The sequence below is a fragment of the Caballeronia glathei genome (assembly GCF_000698595.1).
Lineage (GTDB): Bacteria > Pseudomonadota > Gammaproteobacteria > Burkholderiales > Burkholderiaceae > Caballeronia > Caballeronia glathei.
This window is the reverse complement of the sequence record NZ_JFHC01000163.1, coordinates 1-4,474: the sequence shown is the minus strand read 5'-3', so window position 1 is coordinate 4,474 and position 4,474 is coordinate 1. Positions and strand designations below refer to the sequence as shown.

The following is a 4,474-nucleotide window of genomic DNA, read 5'->3' as shown; positions in this document are numbered from 1 at the left end:
TCAGGGCACACTCGTAGCGCAGTTCCGCGCCCACGGCAGGACCAGCGAGAATGCGCTCGACCTGGCGCTGCGCCTCCTCGTGACGTTGCCCGACCGCCAGCGCCCACGCCGCGGCGAGCCGCAAGCGGGGGCGCTGTTCCAGTTCCCATTCGGGCAGCAGATCGAGCCAGTCGAGCACGACGCTCAGGTGCCCTTGCCGCACTGCATCGTGCAGGCTGCGCTCGGCGAGTTCGTAGGCTCTGCGGTGCTGGCCGGCCGCATGCGCGTGACGCGCGGCTTCCTCGATCATCCCCCACCCGACGAGCCATCTCATGGCGCGTGCGTGCAACTCCTCGCGTTCGGCGGCGGGCAGGCGCGCGAGGCGCACTCGCAGCGCGTCGCGCACCACGGTATGCAGGCGGCACCAAGCGCTGTCCTCGACGGTGATGAACACGGGCGTTTCGCGCACGAGGCGCGCGAGCCGCTCCGGCGTCTCTTCATTGCCCGTCAGCGCCTGGCACAGCTCCGGATGCAGCATGTCCACCGCGCTGATGCGGGTGAGAAATGCGTCGTCTTCCGGCGGGAGATTGGCGATCAATGCGCCGACGAGATGCTCGCGCAGGCTGCCGGGGCCCGACGCAATCGTTTCGATCGCCTTGCGCGGGTCCGCGGCATGCGCCATCGCGGCAAGTGCAAGCTGTAACCCGAGCGGCCAGCCGTCGGTCACTTCGAAGAGGCGCGCGCACGCATCGGCGTCCACGCGCGCGCCGAAACGGTTTCCAATCAGCGCGATCGTTTCGTCGAGTTGAAAACGCAATGCATCCGGTCCGACGAGCGTGCCTTGACCATATGTCAGGAGATCGGCAAGCGGCGCTTCGAGGCCGCGTCTCGCCGCCACCACGATGCGCAGGTTCTGCGGCGCGTTATGAAGCACGTAGGCGAGCATTTCGGCGCCGGCGGCGGGCAGCCGCTCGGCCTCGTCGACGATCAGGACGACATCCACCGACAGCAATGCGATCTCGGCGAGCCAGCCCGTCGCGCCATCCAGCTCGCCCACCGACGCGATGGCGCTGTCGAGCAGCAACGATCCGAACGCGGGCCGCGCGCACCCTGCCCTCACCGCCTGCACGAGCGCTCGCAGGAGCCGCTCGCCATCGTCCCGCTCGTCGGCGAGCAGCCATGCCACGGCGATCCCGCGCGCGAGATGCTCGCGCCGCCACTGCGCGAGCAGCGAGGTTTTCCCGTAGCCGGCCGGCGCCTGTACGAGCGTGACCTGGCGATCACGGTAATCGGCCGCATCCGCACTCAGGCGGGGCCGCGCGAGCAGGTTCAGCGGCGCGCGCGGCGCGATGGTCTTCAGGACGAGTTCGGTCGTCGAGGGTTCGGAGCCGCTGGAAATGGTGGCCATCGGGAGAGGTCGGTCGGAATGCCCCAGCGGCCCGGCAGAGCCGCTTCGGACGGAGATCAGTCCTACAGCATGGTTCGAATCACCGGCGGGCGTCAAGCCCCTCCCTCCGGGAGAGGGTCGCACGAAGCATCAGTGGACTACGATGCAGTTGAGTTCACGCACACGCCAATCCAGCGCAAAAACGCCATGTACCAGCATCTACTTGTTCCTGTCGAGGACACCGACGCCAGCGTCGAAACCATCGGTCATGCGACGGAATTCGCGCAGGCCATCGGCGCTCGCATCACTTTTCTGCACGTGTCGTCCGCCTCCGGCATCCGCGGGTCCACCGCGCGTTCCCGGCCGGCCGACGAACGCGCGGCCGAGCTGCTGGCGAGAGCCGAGGCCGGCGCCCGCGCGCAGGGCGTGCCCTGCACGTCCGTCATCGCCGCCGGCGATCAGCCGTTCGACCCCCTGCTCGCACAGGCACGCCGGCACGGCTGCGATCTGATCTGCACGGCCTCGCCCCGGCCGGGCGCGAATGCATCGGCATCCGGTGCACCCGTGCCCGACGCGTTGCTGCCCGCCATGCTGGCGTGCGCAACGGACCGGCGGCCCGCAGTGCAAGCGTCGATCGGCGTGCTGCTCGGCGCGCACCGGACGCTCGCCGACGCACTGCACGAGTGGCTCGACTTGATACGCGCCGAGCGCGAACGAGGCGGCATGCCGCAGGGGGAAACAATGCGCGAGATTGTGCGCAGGCTGCACGGTCTTCCGGCGCGGGGCGTCTGGGCGAAGGAAAAAGCGTCGCTGTTCCGGCGCCTTCGCAAGCGGACGTCGGCGGTGAACGCCGAACTCGACGAACTCGAGCGCCTGCATCAGCGCGACGAAGAAATGCTTCATGAACTGGCTCGAATGATCGGACGAAACACGCACTCCGCCTCGATGGCAGAAGAACTGGAACAGGCAGTGAGCGCCTATGCGCGATTTGCCTGGGAATGGATGGGGCGCGAACAGGGCGTGATCCTGCCGGCGGCAAGGCGTTATCTGAGCTACGCCGACTGGACGGAGATCGACGGGGAATTCAATGTCGCGGCGCCAATTGGCCGGACCGCGAACCGTTACACAATCAGCGAGCCTGACGGCTCGCACGCATGACTGGAGAGAGACAAATGGCACATGCAATCCGCTTTCACGAGACGGGCGGTCCCGAAGTGTTGCGATGGGAAGAAGTACCGGTCGGCACGCCCGGCGCCGGACAAGTACGGCTGCGTCATGAGGCCGTGGGCCTGAATTTCGCCGACACGTACTTCCGCTCCGGCCTCTATCCCGTTCCGCTGCCCGCCGGCATGGGCGTGGAAGCAGCAGGCGTGGTGGAGGCCGTCGGAGCAGGAGTCGATCAGGTGCGCGTGGGCGACCGCGTGACCTATACGGGCTTCATCAATACGCTCGGGGCCTACAGCACGGAGCGTCTCGTGCCCGCGAACGCCCTCATCCGGCTGCCGGCCGGAATCGAATGCGCCACCGCTGCCGCGATGACCATGCGCGGCCTGACCGCGTCCTATCTGATGCGCCGCATTCATGCATTCAAGGCAGGCGATTCGATCCTGCTCCACGCGGCAGCCGGCGGCGTCGGCCTGATCGTGTCGCAGTGGGCGCGCCTCCTGGGCGTGACGGTGATCGGCACGGTGTCGAGCGACGCGAAGGCCGAGATTGCCCGCGCCCACGGCTGCGAGCACATCATCAACTACAGCCATGAGGACGTCGCCCAGCGGGTTCGCGAACTGACGGACGGCGCGGGCGTGAACGTGGTGTTCGACAGCGTCGGCAAGGACACTTTCGAATCGTCACTCGATTCGCTCAAGCGCCGCGGCCTGATGGTCTGCGTCGGAACCGCATCCGGTCCGATTCCGCCGTTCAATCCTCAGTTGCTTGCGATGAAGGGCTCGCTCTATCTGACCCGCCCCGCCCTCGCCGACTACATCGCCGATCCGGCCGAGAAGAACGAGCTTGCAAACGAGCTTTTCGAGCATGTCGCGAGCGGCCGAATCCGCATCGAGATCAACCAGCGCTATGCGCTGGAGGATGCCGCTCAGGCGCATCGCGATCTCGAGTCGCGCAAGACCACCGGTTCATCCATTTTCGTCGTGTAAGGAGACACATGATGCGCGTCGAACAAATTACCTGCGCTATCGGAGCGGAACTCACCGGCGTCAGCATCGCGGACGCGGTGCATGACGACGGCCTGTTCGCCGAAATCCGTGCAACGCTGCTCAAGCATCGCGTGCTGTTCCTGCGCGATCAGGACATTACGCGCGCCGAGCACGTCGCGTTCGCCCGCCGCTTCGGCGAGCTCGAAGACCATCCGGTCGCCGGAAGCGATCCCGAATACCCCGGCCTCGTGCGGATCTACAAGGACCCCAGTCAGCCTAACGACCGCTACGAAAACGCGTGGCATACCGACGCCACGTGGCGTCAGGCGCCGCCGTTCGGCTGCGTGCTGCGCTGCGTCGAGTGCCCCCCCGTCGGCGGCGACACGATCTGGGCCAACATGGTGCTGGCCCATGAGAACCTGCCCGAGCACATCAAGAGCCAGATCGCCGAACTGCGCGCGCGCCACAGCATCGAAGCCAGTTTCGGGGCCGCCATGCCGATCGAAAAACGGCTCGCGCTGAAGGCGCAGTTTCCGGATGCGGAGCACCCGGTCGTGCGCACGCACCCCGAGACGGGAGAGAAGGTTCTTTTCGTGAATGCCTTCACTACTCACTTCTCGAACTATCACACGCCGGCGCGTGTGCGTTTCGGCCAGGACGCCAATCCGGGCGCAAGTCACCTGCTCAACTACCTGATCAGCCAGGCGTGCATACCCGAATACCAGGTCCGCTGGCGCTGGCAGAAGAACAGCATCGCGATCTGGGACAACCGCAGCACGCAGCACTACGCGGTCATGGACTACCCGCCGTGCCACCGGAAGATGGAGCGTGCCGGAATCATCGGCGACGTGCCTTACTGATCCTGGCGCTCCGAAGCGCCGCACACCTTACATCGATTCCTATTAGCCGGAGCAACACATGCAATTCCTCGACGATTCGCTGCACCCCGAAAACC

4 protein-coding genes are annotated in these 4,474 nt (G+C 66.4%); 3 read left to right on the top strand and 1 reads right to left on the bottom strand.

From position 1 onward, the window contains the following. On the bottom strand, positions 1-1,387 hold a 1,387-nt coding region (locus BG61_RS37710; protein ID WP_035943283.1), incomplete at its 3' end, for a winged helix-turn-helix domain-containing protein. An 18-nt stretch (positions 1,388-1,405) separates the two neighbouring features. Here BG61_RS37710 and BG61_RS37705 point away from each other — a divergent pair. Genes BG61_RS37705 through BG61_RS37695 form a run of 3 tightly spaced genes read left to right on the top strand, consistent with a single transcriptional unit; the run spans position 1,406 to position 4,379 of the window. Beyond that, complete coding sequence (locus tag BG61_RS37705) at positions 1,406-2,524, top strand: universal stress protein (RefSeq protein WP_081868328.1); 1,119 nt, start codon at positions 1,406-1,408, stop codon at positions 2,522-2,524. Between the two features lie 14 nt (positions 2,525-2,538). After that, entirely contained in the window at positions 2,539-3,519 is a 981-nt protein-coding gene (locus BG61_RS37700) for a quinone oxidoreductase family protein (protein WP_035928981.1), read from the top strand. Between the two features lie 11 nt (positions 3,520-3,530). Next, positions 3,531-4,379 carry a TauD/TfdA dioxygenase family protein gene (locus BG61_RS37695; RefSeq protein WP_035928989.1) on the top strand — a complete coding sequence of 283 codons (849 nt, stop codon included), beginning with the start codon at positions 3,531-3,533 and terminating at the stop codon, positions 4,377-4,379. Positions 4,380-4,474 lie beyond the last annotated feature (95 nt).